Below are 19070 nucleotides of genomic sequence, written 5' to 3'. Positions count from 1 at the left end.
GGAATATCACGAGCCGGGGCGATAACAGGACGGTACCGTCCGTTTTTCTTAACTTCGCCACGAATGGATAGGGTCTTTTATGTCTCTATTGTTCTTTGATGGGGCGTTTCACTCTGTCGGTCCGCATGGGCTGGCCGAGCTTACGGGCGGTATCTTGATTATTTGTCGATATTGTGAATTGCCGGGACGAGGGCTTCGCTTGTCGACAAAAGTGCGGTGTAGGAAGCGCGAACTTGCGTAGCGGGCTTCCAGGCGCGGCGGCTGAAGTGCGCTCGCCTTGGTGGTGGCGGAGACCGGCGGCTTTCGATGTACGCAGTGCACGAATGGGCTGCAGGGTTGGCCCCTCGGGCGTGGCCGTATGTACGCGGTCACTGCCTATGGCAGGGACGCCTGCTTGCCTTCGGTGGAATTGTCCGCGACAGGTTTGGCGAAATGGCTGCGTCTTTAGTTGTCAGGGCCCAAGACAGCAACTTTGCGTCTGTCAGTCGTCGCGGGGTTTGTCCGGTGCTGTGCCGGCTGACGGATTCGGACGGGGGCTAACGCTAAAGCTCACGCAACGACGCGTCAGAGATCCTGCTGGTACTGCACGTACGGCGTACGCGCCTGGCTATTGGCTTCGCTGCCACTAAGCGGGGGGCTGCTCAGCAGGTTCTGTGCACCGATACTGAGTTCTGCTCGCCAGGGCGTGTGCCAAGTGACGCCGAGGTCGATACCGGTCCAGCTCTGCGCGTCGTTGCCAAGCCCGCGCAGCGGATTGTGATAGCGGCCAGTGATGTTGGCGCTAAGCACGTTGCCGCCGACGCCGAGGCTGAGGGCGGTTTGCTGCCACAGGGGGCGCGTGCCGATCGGGTCCGGATTGAGGCGGATGCGGCCTATGCTGGCACCGAGATCCAGGCTTTGGTTGGGGCTGAAATACCAGCTACCACGAGCGCCCAATTGGGTGGAGTCGCTGAAACGGCCGAGGCTGTGGCTGGGAATTACCAGCTGCGGCAAGCTGATGGTGCCAGGTGCGGCCACGGCCGGCAAAGCAGAGTTCAATGCGGGTACCAGGCTGCGTGGCAAGGCTGGTTCCAGCCAGCTCAGGGCCAGGCCGAGGTCAATGCCGAAATTCGAGCCGCTCCAGCTCGCGCCGAGATTGCCGCCGAACCAGCTGTCGCGGCGGGCGTTTCTATGCGATGCGCTGCAGTCAGGATTGGCGATATCGAGATAGCTATTGGCCAGGCAGTCCAGCGCCAGGGTCGGTTCCGCCAATGCCAGTGGCGCCAGGGAGAGGCCGCCACGCAGGCCGACATGGTCGCTCAGGCGTACGCCGATACGGCCATCGAGCATTGACGTTGCATCGATAAGGCGCCAGTCGAGCGCGCTGCCTACTTGTGGCGAAGCCGGTGCGATCGGAGACAGCGGCGGGCTGGACTGGGCGACAGCAACCAGCAACCGGCCGTCGGGCGTACTCCACATGGGCACCAGGCGACTGGCATCGTTGGCCGAGCCCAGCGCCAGCAGGCGATCGAGTACGGCTTTCTGGTCGGCTTGTGCCGTATCCGCGACGACGTACTGCGCCGAAGCCGCAAGCGGCATCAGGGCAGTGAACGCAATGGCGGAAAGGAACTTGAGCATGTGAGCTTCGGGCCGGGTTGCAATCGGACTGGGCGGCGAAACGGAAGTTCCGCGTTCAGCGAGCATGGATACACGCCGAGTTTACAAAAAAGTAACGTCGAATGCTTGTCTTGCGTCACTGATCGGCGTGAATTCCGCGCATCCCGGCAATATCGTTAAACTGCGGCAGCCCAGCCGAGGCAGTATCGAGGTCGTATCGCGCATGTCCAGTCCCCTTTCCATCGGCAATGGAGCAGCGGCCAAGGCCGGCGGCTCCGATGCGATCGATTCCGCGCTGCAGCGCCTGCTGCAGGCCGTGGGGTGGGACGACGTAGGGCTGGCAGGCGTCGCATTCTGTACGGCGTTGCTTGGCGCCGGGCAGTTTCGCCTCGTCGATAGCGCTGCTGCCGGCGTTTTGCTGGCCCGGCACCTGGGCGTGCGCGGCGATCGTGTTGGCGTGGGTCTGCGGGTTCCGCCTATCGTGCTGGTCGATGCCGACGCACGCCAGGTGCGGGTATTGCAACCGCTGGGTGTGCCGGAGGCAACTACCGGCCTGCTCGATGCCTACGTATCGGCTGAGGCCTGGTCCAGTGCCGACTGGCAGGATAACTGGTCGCGGGCACTGGCTCTGCTGGATGCCAAGCTGGTCAGTGTGCGTGCCGCCGACAGCCTGCAGCAGGCGGTAATCCGGCTGGAACGTGCCGAACGCCTTCAGCGCGCCCTGTTCGCCATTGCCGACCAGGCCAATACCGACCGGGACATGTCGGAGGTAATGGCGACTCTGCATCGCATCGTCGGCAGCCTGATGTATGCGGAGAATTTCTATATCGCGCTGTACGAGCCCTCGCGACAGATCGTGCGTTTTCCGTATTTTGTCGACGTCGCCGATGCCGACGTGCCCGATCCGGCACGCGAGTTCTCGCTGCAGGAGCTTTACCGCAGCATGACCTGGCACCTGATCACCGGCGGCAAGGCATTGCGCGGCTCGGCCGAGATCATCGGCAAACAGGTCGAAGGGCCTATCGTCGAAATGGGGCCTGATTGCGTCGACTGGCTCGGCGTTCCGTTGCTGCGCGGCAACCAGGTGGTCGGCGGCATCGTGGTGCAGAGTTATCGCGAATCCGAGCGCCTGACCGAACAGGATCAGGCTCTGCTCACCTACGTCGCGCAGCACATACTGACTGCGCTGGAGCGCCGGCGCGCTCACGAGGAGCTGGAACAGCGCGTAGCTGAACGCACCGACGCGTTGCGGGAAGCCAATCGGGTACTGCAGCAGCAGGTGCTGGAACGGCAGCGTGGCGAGCGCCTGCAGGCGGCCTTGTTCCGCATCGCCGAGCTGGCCAACGCGACCGACAGCCTTGAAGAGTTCTATGCGGCGCTGCACCGGGTCATCGGCGGCCTGCTCAACGCGCGCAACTTCTATATTGCGCTGGCTTCCGACGACCTGGGCGAGCTGCGTTTCCCGTATTCGGTCGACGAATTCGACCACGAGCGGCGCACACGCACGCCGGGCCGTGGACTGACCGAGTTCGTACTCAATCGCGGTACTGCCTTGCTGGTTGATCGCAGCGGAATCGAGCGGCTGACCACGAGCGGTGATGTCACCAGCATCGGCACGCATTCCACCTGCTGGCTGGGCGTGCCACTGATCTGTGCCGACAAGGCCGTCGGTGTACTTGCCGTACAGAGCTATTCCGAGGACTACGGCTATACGCTGCGTGACCAGGAACTGCTGACCTTCGTGTCCTATCACATCGCCAATGCGCTGGAGCGAAAGCGCAATGCCGAGTCGCTCAAGTCGGCCTATGCCGAGCTGGAGCAGCGTGTGACGGAGCGCACCGCCGAGTTGGCAGCGGCCAATCGCGATCTGCGCGAGCAGATGGCCTATCGCGAGAGCATAGAGCGCCAGCTCAAGCACGAAACCCTGCACGATTCGCTGACTGGACTGCCCAATCGCACCTTGTTCCTGGAACGGCTGGAGCTGGCGCTGGATCGCTACCGGCGCGATCCGCGACAACCTTTCGCCGTCCTGTTCCTCGACCTGGACCGTTTCAAGGTGATCAACGATTCGGTCGGTCATCTGGTCGGCGACGACCTGTTGTACGAAGTGGGCGGCCGCATCGCCGGCTGTCTGGAAACCGGTGATGTCGCCGCGCGCCTCGGCGGCGACGAGTTCGCCATCCTGTTGCAGGACGTGTCCGAACCCGAGCGCGCTATCCATTTCGCCGCGCGCATCATCGATTCGTTGAATGCGCCGATTCGCCTTGGCGCCAAGGAAGTGTTCACCTCGACCTCGATCGGCATCGCACAGGCATCGCCGCGCTACTCCAAGGCGGAGGAACTGCTGCGCGACGCCGACGTCGCCATGTACCGGGCCAAGGCCGAAGGGCGGCATCGCTACGCACTGTTCGACGAACGCCTGCACCAGGAGGCGCTACGCCTGCTGGAAGTGGAAAACGACCTGCGCCGAGCCATTGCGCGCGGTGAGCTCGAGCCGTACTTCCAGCCCATCGTGCGTTTGTCCGACCGCAGCCTGGTCGGCTACGAAGCCCTGGTGCGCTGGCGTCATCCGGAACGCGGCGTATTGCTGCCCAGCGAGTTCCTGCCGGTGGCCGAAGACAGCGGTTCTGCCGAGCAGATCGACTGGCAGATGTTCGAGCGCGTCTGCGCCATCGCGCCGGCGCTCACTGCCCAGGGCGGATTCATCAGCATCAATCTGACCGCGCGGCATTTCCGCATGAACGAGCTGGATCGCGAACTGTTCGCCATCCTCGACAACAACGGCGTGATGCCCAGCCGCATCCGCATCGAGGTGACCGAGCGTGCGCTGCTGGAAAACCCGGCCCAGGTGATGCAGATCCTCGACGGCCTGCGTCGCCGCGGCATCAGCGTGGCGCTGGACGATTTCGGTACCGGTTATTCCAGCCTGAGTTATCTGCACCAGTATCCGTTGCAGGCCTTGAAGATCGACCGTTCCTTCGTCGCTCAGATGCGGCCCTACGACGACGGCAGCTCCAGCGCCGTTGTCCGGGCGATCCTGGCCATGGCCGGATCGCTCGGCATGCAGGTCATTGCCGAAGGCATAGAAACCGAAGAACAGCAGCAGGCGTTGGAAGCACTGGGCTGCGAGTTCGGCCAGGGTTTCCTGTTTGGCCGGCCGCAGCCTGCCGAACATTGGCTGGGCAGCACGCTCGACTGAGACCCGTCGTTGCCGGCGCTGCAGCCCTCACGTTCGATGCCGGCGCGGGCCAGCTCAATGCGTACTTTCCGACCCTGGCGCTTCGGGTAGATCGCGCAATACCTGTTCCAGGTCGATGCGGTCGAAGTGGTAGCGCGTATTGCAGAACTCGCAGGTGACTTCGATGCGTCCGTCGGGCTGCACCGCCGCCTCGCTTTCGACCCGGCCGAGATTGCGCAGCACGGCAGCCACGCGTTCCCGGCTGCATTGGCAGCCGAAGTGCAGTTCGCGCTGGCCGGTGATTTGCACGTTCTCTTCGTGGAACAGGCGCAGCAGCACCTGTTCCGGTGTCAGCTGCAGCAGCTCGGCTTCGCTCAGCGTGGCGGCCAGGTGGCGCACGCGATTCCAGCCGTCCGGATCGGTTTCGCCGTTGCCGCCGGCCTGGGCCAGTGGCTGCAGGATCAATGCCGCGGCGCGGCCGCCGGCGCAGGCCAGCTGAATGCGGCTGGGCAATTGCTCGGAGCGCTCGAAATAGCTTTCGAGCAAATGTGACAGCGAGCCGTGCTCCACCGGGACCAGGCCTTGGTGGCGCTGGCCGGTGGCGGAGTTGTCGATGGTGATGGCCAGCAGCGGCTGGTCCAGGTCGGCCAGATCGATGCGCTCGGCGATGTCCTCGCGCCACTGGGCCAGGCCACGCAGGCGGCCGCCGTCGTTGCATTCGGTATACAGCAGGCTCAATGCGTCGTTGCTGCGCAGTTGCAGCGACAGGGCGCCGCTGAGCTTGATGGTGCCGGCCAGCGCCGCGGTCGCGGCCAGGGCCTGGCCGAGCAGGCTGGCTACCGTGGCGGGATAGTCGCTGCGGCTGGCGACTTCCTGCCAGGCGTCCTGCAACTGCACCAGCACGCCGCTGACGCCGGCGCGTTCAAGCAGAAAACGATGCAGCTGGTCGCTAGGGCTATGCACGAATGGAATCCTCGGGAAAGCGGGAGCAGGTAGGGCCGGCCGGTCCATATTGCAAGCGCAAACAAGCGTTCGGCCAGCGCTTTTACCCTGACGAAAGTCATGCGTCCGGCGCAGTTTCTGCCTTCAGTTTGGCAATCAATCGCAACTTCTGCGTGCTTGTCCGGACACGAATTCGGCTCCGTATGTATTGGTAATGCGGACTTACAGACGGGTCCGTCTTCAGGATGACCCATACGCTAGTCCCTGGGAATGATTCACGCCAAATTCAGCCCTCGCATACTCGGCGGCTGTTGCACCCGTGTGTCCCACGTCTACGTCTTTCCAGGGAGATCGTTCCTATGAAACGTCACCGCCTCGCTGCGGCAATTTCGTTGCTTATTGTCGCCGGCGCGGTATCCGCGCAAGGTTCCCGTCTGGTTGCTCCGCAGGGCGTTTCGCCGGAACAACTGACCGATGCGCGCATTGCCGATAGCCGCCTGCTGCTTACCCGCGCAGGCATGTTCGATCCCACCCAGGAAGCGGTGGACTACTCTGCCACCGGCGCGGCGCCGGCGACGGCGATTGCGCGCTACGGCGTGGTCCAGTTTGTCGAAGGCGATACCACGGCGCGTGCGCGCCTGGAAAAACAGGGCGTGCGCATTCTCGGCTATGTGCCGAACAACGCCTATATCGTGCGCCTGGACGACAGCAATTCGCTCGCCAGCCTCAACCGTGACGGCAAGGTGCGCTGGTCTGGTCTGTACCAGCCGGGCATGAAGCTCGATCCGCTGCTGTATTCGGCCAATCGTGGCGGCCTGATCGCATCGCCCGTGCACGGCGGCTATGACATCGAAGTGTTCGCTTTCTCGGGCGAGTCGGCCAACCAGCTGGCCGAGGCGCTGCTCAAGGTGTCCGGCGTCGACGTCAGCGTGATCAATGCACGCGATGAAAATCCGTATGTGCGCGTCAATGTGAATGTGTCCAGCCTCGATGCACTGGTCCGTGCCGCCACGGCGCAGGAAGGCGTGGCCTGGGTATCCTGGTATCGCCAGCCCAAGTTCGACAACGCTGCGGCAATCGGCGTGATCCAGGGCAACAGCGTCGCCACCGGCACCGCCGGCAGCGGCCCGGTTGAAGCCAATCGCACGCCGCTATGGGATCACGGCATCTTCGGCAGCAACCAGATCGTCGCCGTGTCCGACTCGGGCATGGACGCCAACGAAGCCTGGTTCACGACGCTGGACAAGGGCAGCGGCCCCGTCACCGCCGTGGCCACGCCGCAGTCGCCGGCTCCGCCGACTGCCGGCACGCTGGCTCCGACGCAGAAAGTCATCGGTTACTGGGTGCAGCCGGGCGCCACGTCCTACGACAACAACGCCACCTGCCCGGGCGGTTCGCCGACCAGTTTCCACGGCACGCATACCACCGGTACCGTTGCCGGCGACGCTGCCGGCACCTTCGGCGCCACCACGTATCTGGCGTCCACGCCGACTGCCGCAAACCATGAACTGGCTGACGGCATGGCGCCGAACGCCCAGCTGCTGTTCCTGGATATCGGCAACGACACTTCGGGCTGCCTGTCCATCACCGACCTGACCGGCACCTTGAAGCAGGGCTTCGCCGGCGGCGCGCGCATCCACAGTGCCAGCTGGGGCGCTCCCAGCGCCGGCGTCTATTCGGGCAACGACTTCGAAGCTGACTACGTGCTCAACAGCTCGGCCGAGGACATGATCTTCGTGGTCTCGGCCGGCAACGAAGGCCCGGGCGCGACGACCACCGGTTCGCCGGGCAATGCCAAGAACGCGATCACCGTCGGCGCACTCAATCATGCCGGCAGCACCGCCATCATCAGCTTCTCCAGCCGTGGCCCGACCGCCGACGGCCGCCGCAAGCCTGACGTGATGGCGCCGGGTACCAGCACCGTATCCGCGTCCGGCGACGCCACTACCAATGCCACGCCGGAAGCGCCGGTTTCCAAGGCGCTGAGCGGCACCTCGATGTCGGCGCCCACCATCGCCGGCAACGCGGCACTGCTGCGCCAATACTTCGCCGACGGCTTCTATCCGCGCGGTACCGCCACCGCTGCCGACAAGTACAACCCCAGCGGCATGGCGATGAAGGCGGTGATCCTCAACGGCACCAACCCGATCAGCGCCACGGCCTTCAATTCCAACAACTTTGGCTGGGGCCGCATGTGGCTGGATTCCAACCTGTGGTTCGCCAATACGCTGACCGGCGGTGACGACAGCCGCCGCCTGCGCCTGTTCGAACGCACCCAGGCTTCCGGTCTGGCGACCGGACAGCAGCACGAGTACACCATCGCCAACGTGGCTGCGGGGCAGGATCTGCGTGCCACCTTGACCTGGTATGACGTGGAAGCGCAGCAGGGCAGCGTGCTGTCCATCGTCAACAATCTCGACCTCGAAGTGGTCGGCCCGGGCGGCACTTACCTGGGCAATGTGTTCACCAGCGGCGTATCGACCACCGGCGGCACCGCCGATTCGCGCAACTCGGTGGAGCAGTTCCGTCTGACGGCGCCGACTGCGGGCAGCTACACCTTCCGCGTCAAGGGCACCAGCGTTCCGGGCGGTTCGCGGCCGAACAGCAATCGCCAGGGCTACGCGCTGGCAGTGTCCGGTGCCTTCGGACTTCCGGCGGGCGCGGCTTTCGCCGCTCCGGTGGCGACGACGGCGGCCAACAACGGCAACAACGTCGATGTGGCCTTCACGGCAGCCGGCGGCGCCCAGGGCTTCCAGCTCTATCGCGCCAACGGCACCTGCGCAGCGGCCGCTGCGGGCGACTTCCGCCTGGTCGGCACCGGCGCGGCCAGCCCGCTCAGCGACACCACGCCGCGCAACGGTCAGACGTATGCCTACAAGGTGCGCGGTGTTTCCGGCGACATCGAAGGCGACGCGTCCAACTGCGTCGAAGTCACCGCCAGCGCCGCCTGCACGCTGCAGCCGGAATTCCAGCACGAGAGCCTGGCGGTGAATTCCACCCAGGGCACGACCTGCAAGATCGGCATGGGCTGGGCTGCGGCACCGGCCAACTGCGCCACGGCAACCGGCGTGACCTACAAGGTTGAACGCGACAGCACGCCGTATTTCACCGCGCCGAGCACGCTGGCTCCCGCCCACGCAAGCAACAGCTACGACGATTTCTCCGCGCTGTTCGCCAAACCCTACTTCTACCGTGTTACGGCGACCGACTCGCTCGGCAATTCCGCACCGCCCAGCATCATCGCCAATGGCACGGCGATCGGTCCGTCCGGCGTGCGTGGCGCCACCTACCGCGACGACGGCGACAACAACATCTTCGTCGCGATGGATGCGCCGTGGCGCGTGACCAACACCGCCGCCAGCGCTGGCACGCTCAGCTACCACTCGGGTTACGACAATGTCACCTACCCGGCCAATGTCTGCGCTTCGCTGACTACCCCCAAGCTGCTGGTTCAGGCGGGTGCGACGCTGCGCTTCAAGGCCAAGTACGACATCGAGTACCAGTGGGACGGCATGGTGACGGAAATCTCCACCGACGACGGCTTGACCTGGTCCGACCTGCCGCCGGACGGCGGTTACCCGAACACGCTGGCCGCCACGCAGGGCAACGGCTGCGGCTATCCCGCAACGCACGGCGCGTTCACCGGTGTCACGACGGCCGCCTCCAATGCCGATCCGAACAACGGCTCGGCAGCGGCAGTGTTCAAGCCGTTCACTCGCGATCTGTCGGCCTACGCGGGCCAGAACGTGCGCCTCCGCTGGCGGCTCAGCACCGACGGTGGCGCGGAGTTCAGCGGCGCGTTCGTCGACGAGATCGATCTGAATGGCAACGCCCTCGACGCGCTGTTCATCGACAGCTTCGAGTCCAACAGTCAGTTCAATTGCAGCAACTAAGTGCGTAAACGCAAGCCGGTCGCTCGCGACCGGCTTGCGGCGGCCCTTTCCGGGTCGCGGCGCAGGCGGCCTGTCGAGCGCTAGCCGGTACAGCTATTCCATGACGGGCGCGGCTTGCCGCGCCCGTTGTTTTTCTGCGACCCTGCGTCAGGGCCAGGCAAGGTTCGCTGCTGCAAAAGTACGGGCAGCGATCCGCAGCATGCTGCCTGTGCCGGTTGCTCGTCCCGCCGTTCTGCCACGCACATGCCGCGTTTGGCCCTTGGCCCGTGGGGCTTCCGAAATGCACAAGCTGGGTTACGACTTGCGGAGGTTTGCGACCGCGTGGCCACACGAGCGAAACAGCGCCGCCTGATTACTTTCGTCTGGCGCTGGAGCTGGCGCCTGGCGCTGGCCTGGCTGGTCGGTTCCATCGCACTGGTACTGTTGCTGCGCTTCGTACCGGTGCCGTATTCGGGGTTCATGCTGCAGCGCCAGCTTTCGGCCTGGACCGACGGCGAGCGCGATTTTCGCCTGCGCCAGCGCTGGCTGCCGTATGCCCAGGTCTCGCGCGAGCTGCCCATCGCCCTGGTCGCGGCGGAGGACCAGAAATTTCCGCTGCATCACGGCTTCGACGTTGCCGCCATCCGTGAAGCGATCGAGGACGCTGAAGACGGCGAGCGCCTGCGCGGTGCCAGCACCATCAGCCAGCAGACGGCGAAAAACCTGTTCCTGTGGAACGGTCGTAGCTTCGTGCGCAAAGGGCTGGAAGCCTATTTCACCGTGCTGATCGAGCTGTGCTGGTCCAAGCAGCGCATCCTCGAGGTGTATCTGAACGTGGCTGAGTTCGGCAATGGCATCTACGGCGCGGCAGCCGCCAGCGAGGTGTATTTCCACAAGACGCCCGGTGCATTGACGGCGCGCGAATCCGCGCTGCTTGCCGCCGTGCTGCCCAATCCGCGCCGTTTGCGCGTGGACAAGCCCTCGGCCTATGTACAGCGCCGTGCGGCCTGGATAGAGCGGCAGGCGCGCCAGCTGGGCGGAGCGGCCTATCTGGAACAACCTTGAAGCCGGCGGTATCGCGCGGCCAAGCGGCACCTTCATTCCCCGTGTAACAATCCTCGGCTAGCATCGGTCGGTTTCCTCCGCCTGTCACCGCCATGCAAACTCTTGCCGTTGTCGTACCTGCCTATAACGAAAGCGAAGGACTGCGCGAATTCCAGCGCCGTCTCGGCCTGGTATTCGACGGCCTCGACCTGCGCTGCAGCGTGCTCTATATCGACGATGGCAGCCGCGACGATACCTGGCAGGTGATGGAATCCCTGCGCGCCGCCGATGCGCGTGTAGCCACTCTCAAGCTCAGCCGCAATTTCGGCAAGGAAACAGCACTGACCGCCGGCCTGGATCATGCCGATGCAGATGCCGTCGTAGTCATCGATGCCGACCTGCAGGATCAGCCCGAATTGATCCCCGAATTCGTCGCGCGCTGGCGCGAAGGCTTTGACGTCGTCTACGGCACGCGTTCCAACCGCGCCGGCGAGACGGCAGTGAAGAAATTGACCTCGGCCGCGTTCTACCGCGTGATGGAGAAAATGACCGATCTGCCGCTGCCGCGCGACACCGGCGATTTCCGACTGATGAGCCGGCGCGTGGTCGACGCGCTGCGCGGCCTGCGCGAGCGCCAGCGCTTCATGAAGGGGCTTTTCACCTTCGTCGGCTTCCGCCAGACCGCCATCGTCTATGACCGCGATGCGCGCTTTGCCGGCGACAGTAAGTGGAACTATTGGAAGTTGTGGAATTTTGCGCTGGAAGGCATCACCTCGTTCTCCACCTTCCCGCTGCGCCTGGCGACCTACGTCGGGTTCGTCGCTGCGCTGATCGCCTTCGTGTTCGGCCTCACCGTATTCGTCAAGGCGCTGTTCTACGGCGATCCGGTGCGTGGCTATCCGTCGCTGATGGTGGTGGTGCTGTTTCTCGGCGGTGCCCAGCTCATGGCGCTGGGCATGATCGGCGAGTACCTGGGCCGTATCTACATGGAATCCAAGCAGCGGCCGCTGTACTTCGTCGACCGGATCAATCCGCCTTCCGGTCCGGATGCTGGATAAATCTTTCAGTCCGTAGCAATGCATGGCCTCTGCATTTGATCAGTCTGTAGACGCAGGTCTTCGGGCTGAGGCATGCTGGCGCGGTTGTCGTCGACGGAGTCTCCGCGGCGGCCCGGCACCGGCGCAGGGGAGTGGCGACCGGTCATAAGATTCGTCGGCGGCGGTCTTCGACCGGCATGCAGGATGCGTGCGTCCACCGGCATTTGCGGAGTTTGCGCATGCTCGTCCTGTCCCTGTCGCGTCACCGGCTTTGGTTGGCCCTGAGTCTTGCGGCCTTGTCTACCAGCGCTTGTCAGACAGTATCCACCCGCCAGCTTGCAGCCGAACCCGGCGAGCGCGAAGACGAAGCCCACGAGGCCGCCACACCGCCCAAGGGCGACTACTGGGCGCAGCGCGCCGCCTACCCGACCGGCGAATTCCGCCAGCAGTGGCTGGTGGAAGCGGCCAAGCAGGAAAAGAAACTCAAGGCCGGCGTTCCTGCCGGTGCCAAGTCCTACCAGCGATCGTCGCAATCGCCGCTGGCGCTGGATCCGAACCAGTTCACCTCGCTGGGCCCGCAGCCGCTGGACGAACGCCAGTTCGGCTTCGGCCATGTATCGGGCCGCGTCAACGTGATCGCCGTCGATCCGGTCGATACCACCATCGCCTATCTCGGTTCCGACGGCGGCGGCGTATGGAAGACCACCAATTGCTGTTCGGCCGGCACCACCTGGAGCCTGACCACCGATCTGCCGAACATAGTGAATGCGGCGATCGGCGACATTGTCATTGACCCGAACAACCACAACACCGTCTATGCCGGTACCGGCGATCTGCGCTACGGCTCGTTTTCGTTCGGCTCGGCCGGACTGCTCAAGAGTACCGATGCCGGCGCCAGCTGGAACGTGCTGGGCGAAACCGAATTCGGTCCGCTGTACGCGCCCTCGGCCGGCGGCTTTCCGCAGTACCAGGCGATCGGCAAGGTAGTTGTCGATCCCAACAACTCCAATACACTGGCGGTAGGCACCAAGACCGGCCTGTATTTTTCCTACAACGCCGGCAGCAGCTGGAGCGGCCCCTGCTTCACCAATGCCTTCACCAGCGGCGCCACGGCCCAGCGCCAGGATATGACCGGGCTGATTGCCGTCGACCTGGGCACGACCACGGCGCTGTACGCCGCCGTCGGCACGCGCGGCAATCCCACGCCGGTCCAGCCTGACCTGGGCAAGAACGGCGCCAATGGCGTGTACAAGGCGACCATGCCGGCCGCAGGCTGTCCGGCCGATTCGGACTGGAGCCTGCTCAACAGCGGTTGGCCTGCCGGCACCGGCAATGGCACGCCGACCACCACGCTGGGACGCATCGAACTCGCTGTTGCGCCGAGCAACAGCCAGATCATCTACGCCATGGTCGCCGACGTGACCACGCGCAACGTCAATTCGGTCTGGCGCAGCAGCGACGCAGGCGCCAGCTGGACCCAGACCACGGGCCCCTCCGGTTTTGCCGGTTGCGGCAACGCCGGCACACAGATGTGGTACGACGCCGGGCTCACCGTTTCGCCGACCGACCCCAACGTGGTGTTCGCCAGTGCCGTGGACCTGTTCCGCTCCACTGACGGTGGTACCTCGTTCAATAACCTCAGCTGCGGCTATGCCGGCGGCACTACCCATGTCGATCATCACGCCCGCGCCTATGTCGGCAACAATCCCGACCAGCTGCTGATCGGTTCCGACGGCGGCATCTATTTCAGCGGCAATGCCACGGCGACCACGCCGACCATCACGCCGATCAACGACAGTCTGAACACGATCGAGTTCTACTCCGGCGACATCACCGCCAACTTCGCCACCTCGGCCAGTCCCGGCGCCAGCGGCGGCGCGCAGGACAATGGCAGTTCTGCAGCGCAGTTCGGCGCCAATCCCGGCGTGATGATGTGGCGCACGACCAACAGCGGCGACGGCACCTATACCCGCATCGAGCCGCTCAACGGACAGCGCTGGTACTACCAGTCGCAAAATGGAAATATCCGCGTTTCCACAACCGGGCCGTTCGGCACTACGGTCAACGCCACCAGCAGCGGCTGGGCCAGCGATCGCAAAAGCTTCCTGATGCCGATCGAGGTGTACAAGCACGGCGATCCCGCAGTACCCAATTCCGGCTGCGCCACCGGCGTGAACGGTTGCGGCCGCATGCTGGCCGGCACGCAGCGCGTCTGGGAAACCCTGACCGGCGCGGTGCCGACGTCGAGCTGGCAGGCCAAGACAGGCGACCTGACCAAGAACAACCTGATCTTCGGCACCGACAACCGCTCGTACATCAACCAGCTCACCTACGCTTTCACCGATCCGACTGTCGCCATCGTGGGCACCAATGACGGCAACGTGCAGTACCTGTTCAACCTCGGCGTGGCAGGCACCAACAACGCCACCGCCGTGAACGTCACCGGCGCCAACGCCGTGTTGCCGAACCGGCCGGTGCAGGACGTAGTGATCGACGCGCTCAATCCGCTGGTCGGCTATGCGGCCATCGCCGGCTTCAATGAAAACACGCCGGCTACACCTGGCCATGTCTTCCGCGTCACCTGTACGGCGAACTGCGCGACGTTCACCTGGGAAGACAAGACCGGCAATCTGCCGAATATCCCGGCCAATGCCATCATGGTCAGCCCGCATGTGCCGGGCCAGGTATTCGTCGGCACCGACTGGGGCCTGTACTTCACCGACAACATCAACGCGGCCAGCCCGGACTGGCAGTATTTCGCCGGGCTGCCGCGCTCGATGATCTGGGATCTCGTGGTCGATCGCGGTCTGACCACCCTGGCGGCATTCACCCGTTCACGCGGCGCCTGGGCCTGGCCGCTGCCGCATGGCCCGATCAGCGACCGCATCTTCGGCAACGGCTTCGAAACGCCGTAGCCCCACAGATGCTGCCTGTCGCGACCCGCAAACAGGGCGCGACAGGCGCCATGGCGCGGCAACGAAAAACGACAGCAGCCCTTGCACTGCCAGCCTGCTAGACTGCCGCGCAGGCTGGTCGCTAGCGGAGGTCGCATGCGTCAGGTCAAACATCTATTGCAAGGCAAGGGCGACCAGGTGTTTGCGGTCGAGCCCGAACAGCCCGTGCTGCAGGCGATCCAGGCCATGGCCGACCATCATGTCGGTGCATTGCTGGTCATGCGCGGCAGCGAGCTTGTCGGCATCGTTTCCGAACGCGATTACGCGCGCAAAGTCATCCTGCTCGGCCGTTCTTCGGCGGAAACACCGGTATGGCAGATCATGTCGACGCCGGTCGAGACCGTCACCCCAGAGCATCGCATCGAAGACTGCATGCGTCTTTGCACGCAGCGGCGCATCCGTCATCTGCCCGTGGTCGACGAGCAGCGGCGGGTGGTCGGCGTAGTCTCCATCGGCGACCTGGTCAAGGCCGTGATCGGCGAACAGGCCGAGGAGTTGGCGCAGCTGCAGCGCTATATCGCCGGTTAGATTCGGTCCGGCCATGAGGTAGCAATTGCCAGCCTCGGCGCTTTCGCGGAGGATGCGCCCCTTTCCCTGCTTCGCCGGACAGTCGTGGGCCGCATCAACGACCCGAATCATGAGCGCCTGGAACGACTTCTGGCCGACTACGGCAGCAAGTTGCGTGCGCTGGTGGCCGCCCATGGCCTGGCCCGGCACGGCATCGATGCGGACGATGTAGAGCAGGAAGTGCGCATCCGGCTATGGCGTGCGATCGAGCGTGACCGGTCTGCGGCCTTTCATGCGTCTTATATCCAGCGAGTGGTTGCCAGCACCGTGATCGACGCCCTGAGACGGGCACAGGTCCGGGCAACCGAGCCGCTGCCAGAGGATTCCGAGGACGGGTTCAATCCCTTTCCCGACGGAAACCAAGGGCCTGAGGACCGCGCCAGGAATCGTCAGCATGTCGAGCAGCTTAAGGCCTGCCTCGCCGCGCTGCCGGAGCGCCGGCGCCAGCCGATCAGTCTGCATCTGCAAGGCTTTGCCCTGCAGGAAATTGCCGACCTGATCGGTACCTCGGCCGAGGCAGCGCGGAAATTGGTATCGCGTGGGATGGACGAACTGAAAGACCGTCTGCGCGAGCTTGGAGCCGGAGAATTCGATGAATAGACCCAGTCTTTCCCAGCTTTTTCAGTCGGCTACCGCGGCGCAGACGCTAAGCGCGCGGGCCCTGGTCGATGCGGATACCGCGCTTCGCGCCGCCAACGGCCGCATCGTGCCGCACGAGCGCAATGAAGTGGTGGCGGCATTGGAAGGCTCTTCCGCCCACGCCGATCTGGTCCGCTTCCTGCGTGCGCTGGAGCCGGCCTCGGCCGAACTGGCACATGGCCTCGCCCATGGCGCTGCCGTACACGAAGGGCGCGAACGTTCCGGCCGCGGCGCACACGGCCGTCGTACGCGCGAAAAGGGCTGGCAATGGGGTGCCGTTGCTGCCAGTTTCATCGCCGCCGCCGCGCTGTTTATCGCGCGCCACGACAATCCCGCCATCGTCGGCGAAGCCATGATGGCGCATCAGCCGGCGGCTGCGGGCGACCTGATCTTCGACGGCAGCCTGGAACGGCGCGTGGCGCACCAGTCTGCAGGCGACGCGATCTTCAGCGACGATGACATGGAAGACCGCCTGTTCAGTGCCCAGGCGGGCGGTTGAGCCGCACTCAACCGGATTCCGGATCTGCAAAGCCCCGCCTTCTGGCGGGGTTTTTTGTTTTTCAGGTGGTGACGGCGCTGGCGTGCTCGCGCGTGGCGGCAAAGCGCACGTCGGGCCAGCGTTCCTGGGTCAGCTGCAGATTGACCCGGCTGGGCGCCAGGTAGACCAGTTCCCCGGCCGCATCGATGGCCAGATGGGTGGCTGCCTTGTCGCGAAACTCTTCCAGCTTCTTCGCGTCCTTGACCTGCACCCAGCGCGCCGTGCTGACGGTGATCGGCTCGAACACGCATTCCACGCCGTACTCGTCCTTGAGTCGGTAGGCGACTACGTCGAACTGCAATATGCCGACGGCGCCAAGAATCAGGTCGTTGGACATCAGCGGCTTGAAGAACTGCGTGGCGCCTTCTTCGGACAGCTGCGCCAGACCTTTCTGCAGCTGCTTCATTTTCAGTGGATCTTTCAGGCGCGCGCGGCGGAACAGTTCCGGGGCGAAATTCGGTATGCCGGTGAAACTCAGCGCTTCGCCTTCGCTGAAGGTGTCGCCGATGGAAATGGTGCCGTGGTTGTGGATGCCGATCACGTCGCCCGGATATGCCTCGGCCACGATCTCGCGATCCGACGCCATGAAGGTCAGCGCATTGGCCAGCTTCATCTCCTTGCCGCTGCGCACATGGAACGACTTCATGCCGGCCTCGAAGCGGCCCGAGCAGATACGCATGAAGGCCACGCGGTCGCGGTGCATGGGATCCATGTTGGCCTGGATCTTGAACACGAAGCCCGACATTTTCTCTTCCGCCGGCTCGACTTCCCGCGTCGTGGTCGCGCGCGGCCGGGGACTGGGCGCGTGCTCGATGAAGAAATCCAGCAGCGGCTGCACACCGAAATTGTTCACTGCCGAACCGAAGAACACCGGCGCCAGCCGGCCGGCCAGGTATTCGTCCAGGTCGAACGGGTGCGAGGCACCTTCGACCAGTTCCAGCTCGTCGCGCAGCTCCTGCAGCATGTTGCTGCCGATGCGTGCTTCCAGTTGCGGGTCGTCCAGCGAGGCGAAGATGGTCGAGTCCTGGCGCGTGAAATTGCGTCCGGGTTCGTACAGGTGCACTTCTCCGCTGACCAGGTGATAGACGCCCTTGAGGCGCGAACCCATGCCGATGGGCCAGGTGATCGGCGCGCACTGGATCTTCAGCACCGATTCCACTTCGTCCAGCAGCTCGATTGGCGAGCGGCCTTCGCGGTCGAGCTTGTTGATGAAGCTCATGATCGGCGTGTCGCGCAGGCGGCAGACTTCCATCAGCTTGATCGTTCGTTCTTCCACGCCCTTGGCGCAGTCGATCACCATCAGGGCCGAGTCGACCGCGGTCAGCACGCGGTAGGTGTCTTCGCCGAAATCCGCATGGCCTGGCGTATCGAGCAGGTTGACGATGCAGCCTTCGTACGGGAACTGCATCACCGACGAGGTGACCGATATGCCGCGCTCTTTTTCCAGCGCCATCCAGTCCGAGGTTGCATGCCGTGCCGCCTTGCGTCCCTTGACGCTGCCGGCCATCTGGATGGCACCGCCGAACAACAGCAGCTTTTCCGTCAGCGTGGTCTTGCCCGCGTCGGGATGCGAAATGATGGCGAAGGTGCGGCGGCGCCGCGTTTCGGTGAGGTGCTCGGACATGATGGCGGCTTGAGATGCGGCCCTGCGCCCAGGACGGGGCAGGCGACCGGCAAGTATACCTGCAAGCCCGGGCGTCCACGGTCGCGCAGCGCTTCAGGAGTCTTCGATAATGGCGAATACCCGGGTCCGCTCATTTGCCTCGAACGCCTGCTCGAAGTTCATCGAGCGGGCGAAACCCAGTTCGAATACCAGCGTTATGCGGCCGGGGCCATTGCCGTCGGCGATACCGCTGAACGTTGCTTCGCCGCCCTTGCGCGCGCCGAACGGCTGTTGCCCGTAATCCTGCAGCAGGCGATAGCGGAATCCGGTCAGGGACATGCCCTCGCTGTCCTTGCCGGCCGTCACCAGGGCGCTGGACGGGTGGGTGCGGCGTGTCTCGGCCAGCAGCGCCGCGACAGGCTCTTGGCCGGCGTCGCGCGCCAGCGTTTCGGCATCGCGGCCGCCCGCATCTCGTAGGCGCGGCTCGGCGCCACCGGCCAGCAGCACTTGCACCAGTTCGGTGTTGCCCGCCTTGGCCGCGCGCATCAGCGGCGTCTCACGGCCCCTGTGCGATCCCAGGTTGGGGTCGGCGCCGGCGTCGAGCAATCTCTTCAGGCCGCCGGCGTTGGACTTTTCCACGGCGAGCAGCAACTGGCTGGTGCTGATGGGATCGCTGCCCCGGCGATTGAGCGAATAGCCCCGGCGCTTGAACGCCTCGAAGATCGGATGTGCGCGCGGAAATTCGCTGAATTCCTCGGCGACATAGCGAAGATCGGGCAGGTACTGCTGCGCTTCGGCGTACAGTGCTTCCGCCTTGGCCGTGTCCTTGTCGACGATCAGTGCCTCGGCCCAGGCCAGGTACAGGGTGCGGCCGAGGTTGTCGCGCCCCCAGCCGTAGTCCATGAGATTGAGGGCGCGCCGGCTCATCTCCAGCGAGCGTTTCGTGTCGAGCAGATGCACGCGCAGGATGCGCGAGTGGTGGCCGAAGGTCCACGCCTTGGCGCGGCCAGAGGCGATCAGTTGGTCCTAGGCGGCGACGGCCCTGGCGCCGTGGCCCATTTCCGCCAGCAGGCGTGACATTTCCTCGGTAGCCCAGTCCT

12 protein-coding genes are annotated in these 19070 nt (G+C 64.6%); 8 read left to right on the top strand and 4 right to left on the bottom strand.

The genetic code is table 11. The features are described from left to right. Window positions 1–564 precede the first annotated feature (564 nt). Complete coding sequence (locus tag DFR29_RS19915) at window positions 565–1617, bottom strand: hypothetical protein (RefSeq protein ID WP_133820391.1); 1053 nt, start codon at window positions 1615–1617, stop codon at window positions 565–567. A gap of 202 nt (window positions 1618–1819) precedes the next feature. Between DFR29_RS19915 and DFR29_RS19910 the strand changes: the two genes are divergently transcribed. Further along, window positions 1820–4795 (top strand): bifunctional diguanylate cyclase/phosphodiesterase, encoded by a 2976-nt coding sequence (locus DFR29_RS19910; protein ID WP_133820390.1) that lies wholly within the window; start codon window positions 1820–1822, stop codon window positions 4793–4795. 54 nt (window positions 4796–4849) lie between these two features. Here the strand turns inward: DFR29_RS19910 and hslO are convergent, their stop codons facing one another. Continuing rightward, complete coding sequence (gene hslO, locus DFR29_RS19905; protein ID WP_243746121.1) at window positions 4850–5737, bottom strand: Hsp33 family molecular chaperone HslO; 888 nt, start codon at window positions 5735–5737, stop codon at window positions 4850–4852. A gap of 338 nt (window positions 5738–6075) precedes the next feature. Between hslO and DFR29_RS19900 the strand changes: the two genes are divergently transcribed. The 7 genes from DFR29_RS19900 to DFR29_RS19870 all read left to right on the top strand — a co-directional run bounded on the left by DFR29_RS19900 (window position 6076) and on the right by DFR29_RS19870 (window position 16328). Next, window positions 6076–9609, top strand: coding sequence for a S8 family serine peptidase (locus tag DFR29_RS19900; protein ID WP_166654223.1), 3534 nt, complete (start codon window positions 6076–6078; stop codon window positions 9607–9609). A 321-nt stretch (window positions 9610–9930) separates the two neighbouring features. Beyond that, a complete protein-coding gene (gene mtgA / locus DFR29_RS19895) occupies window positions 9931–10653 on the top strand; it encodes a monofunctional biosynthetic peptidoglycan transglycosylase (protein ID WP_425598862.1) in 723 nt (240 codons plus the stop codon). Window positions 10654–10745: 92 nt separating this feature from the next. Next, window positions 10746–11690, top strand: a complete 945-nt coding sequence (locus tag DFR29_RS19890) for a glycosyltransferase family 2 protein (RefSeq protein WP_133820386.1) — start codon at window positions 10746–10748, stop codon at window positions 11688–11690. 218 nt (window positions 11691–11908) lie between these two features. Then, on the top strand, window positions 11909–14584 hold the full coding sequence (locus DFR29_RS19885) for a beta propeller repeat protein (protein WP_133820385.1): 2676 nt from the start codon (window positions 11909–11911) through the stop codon (window positions 14582–14584). Between the two features lie 135 nt (window positions 14585–14719). After that, entirely contained in the window at window positions 14720–15151 is a 432-nt protein-coding gene (locus DFR29_RS19880; protein ID WP_133820384.1) for a CBS domain-containing protein, read from the top strand. Between the two features lie 84 nt (window positions 15152–15235). Continuing rightward, entirely contained in the window at window positions 15236–15790 is a 555-nt protein-coding gene (locus DFR29_RS19875) for an RNA polymerase sigma factor (RefSeq protein ID WP_166654222.1), read from the top strand. After that, window positions 15783–16328 (top strand): hypothetical protein, encoded by a 546-nt coding sequence (locus tag DFR29_RS19870; RefSeq protein ID WP_133820382.1) that lies wholly within the window; start codon window positions 15783–15785, stop codon window positions 16326–16328. The genes DFR29_RS19875 and DFR29_RS19870 overlap by 8 nt, the downstream gene beginning before the upstream one ends. Window positions 16329–16389: 61 nt before the next feature. Here the strand turns inward: DFR29_RS19870 and DFR29_RS19865 are convergent, their stop codons facing one another. Both DFR29_RS19865 and DFR29_RS19860 read right to left on the bottom strand, forming a co-directional pair. Further along, window positions 16390–17991 (bottom strand): peptide chain release factor 3, encoded by a 1602-nt coding sequence (locus tag DFR29_RS19865; RefSeq protein ID WP_133820381.1) that lies wholly within the window; start codon window positions 17989–17991, stop codon window positions 16390–16392. Window positions 17992–18084: 93 nt separating this feature from the next. Next, window positions 18085–18930 carry an ankyrin repeat domain-containing protein gene (locus DFR29_RS19860; protein ID WP_208113661.1) on the bottom strand — a complete coding sequence of 282 codons (846 nt, stop codon included), beginning with the start codon at window positions 18928–18930 and terminating at the stop codon, window positions 18085–18087. Window positions 18931–19070 lie beyond the last annotated feature (140 nt).

Source organism: Tahibacter aquaticus (assembly GCF_004363655.1).
Lineage (GTDB): Bacteria > Pseudomonadota > Gammaproteobacteria > Xanthomonadales > Rhodanobacteraceae > Tahibacter > Tahibacter aquaticus.
This window is presented reverse-complemented; position numbering and strand designations above follow the sequence as displayed.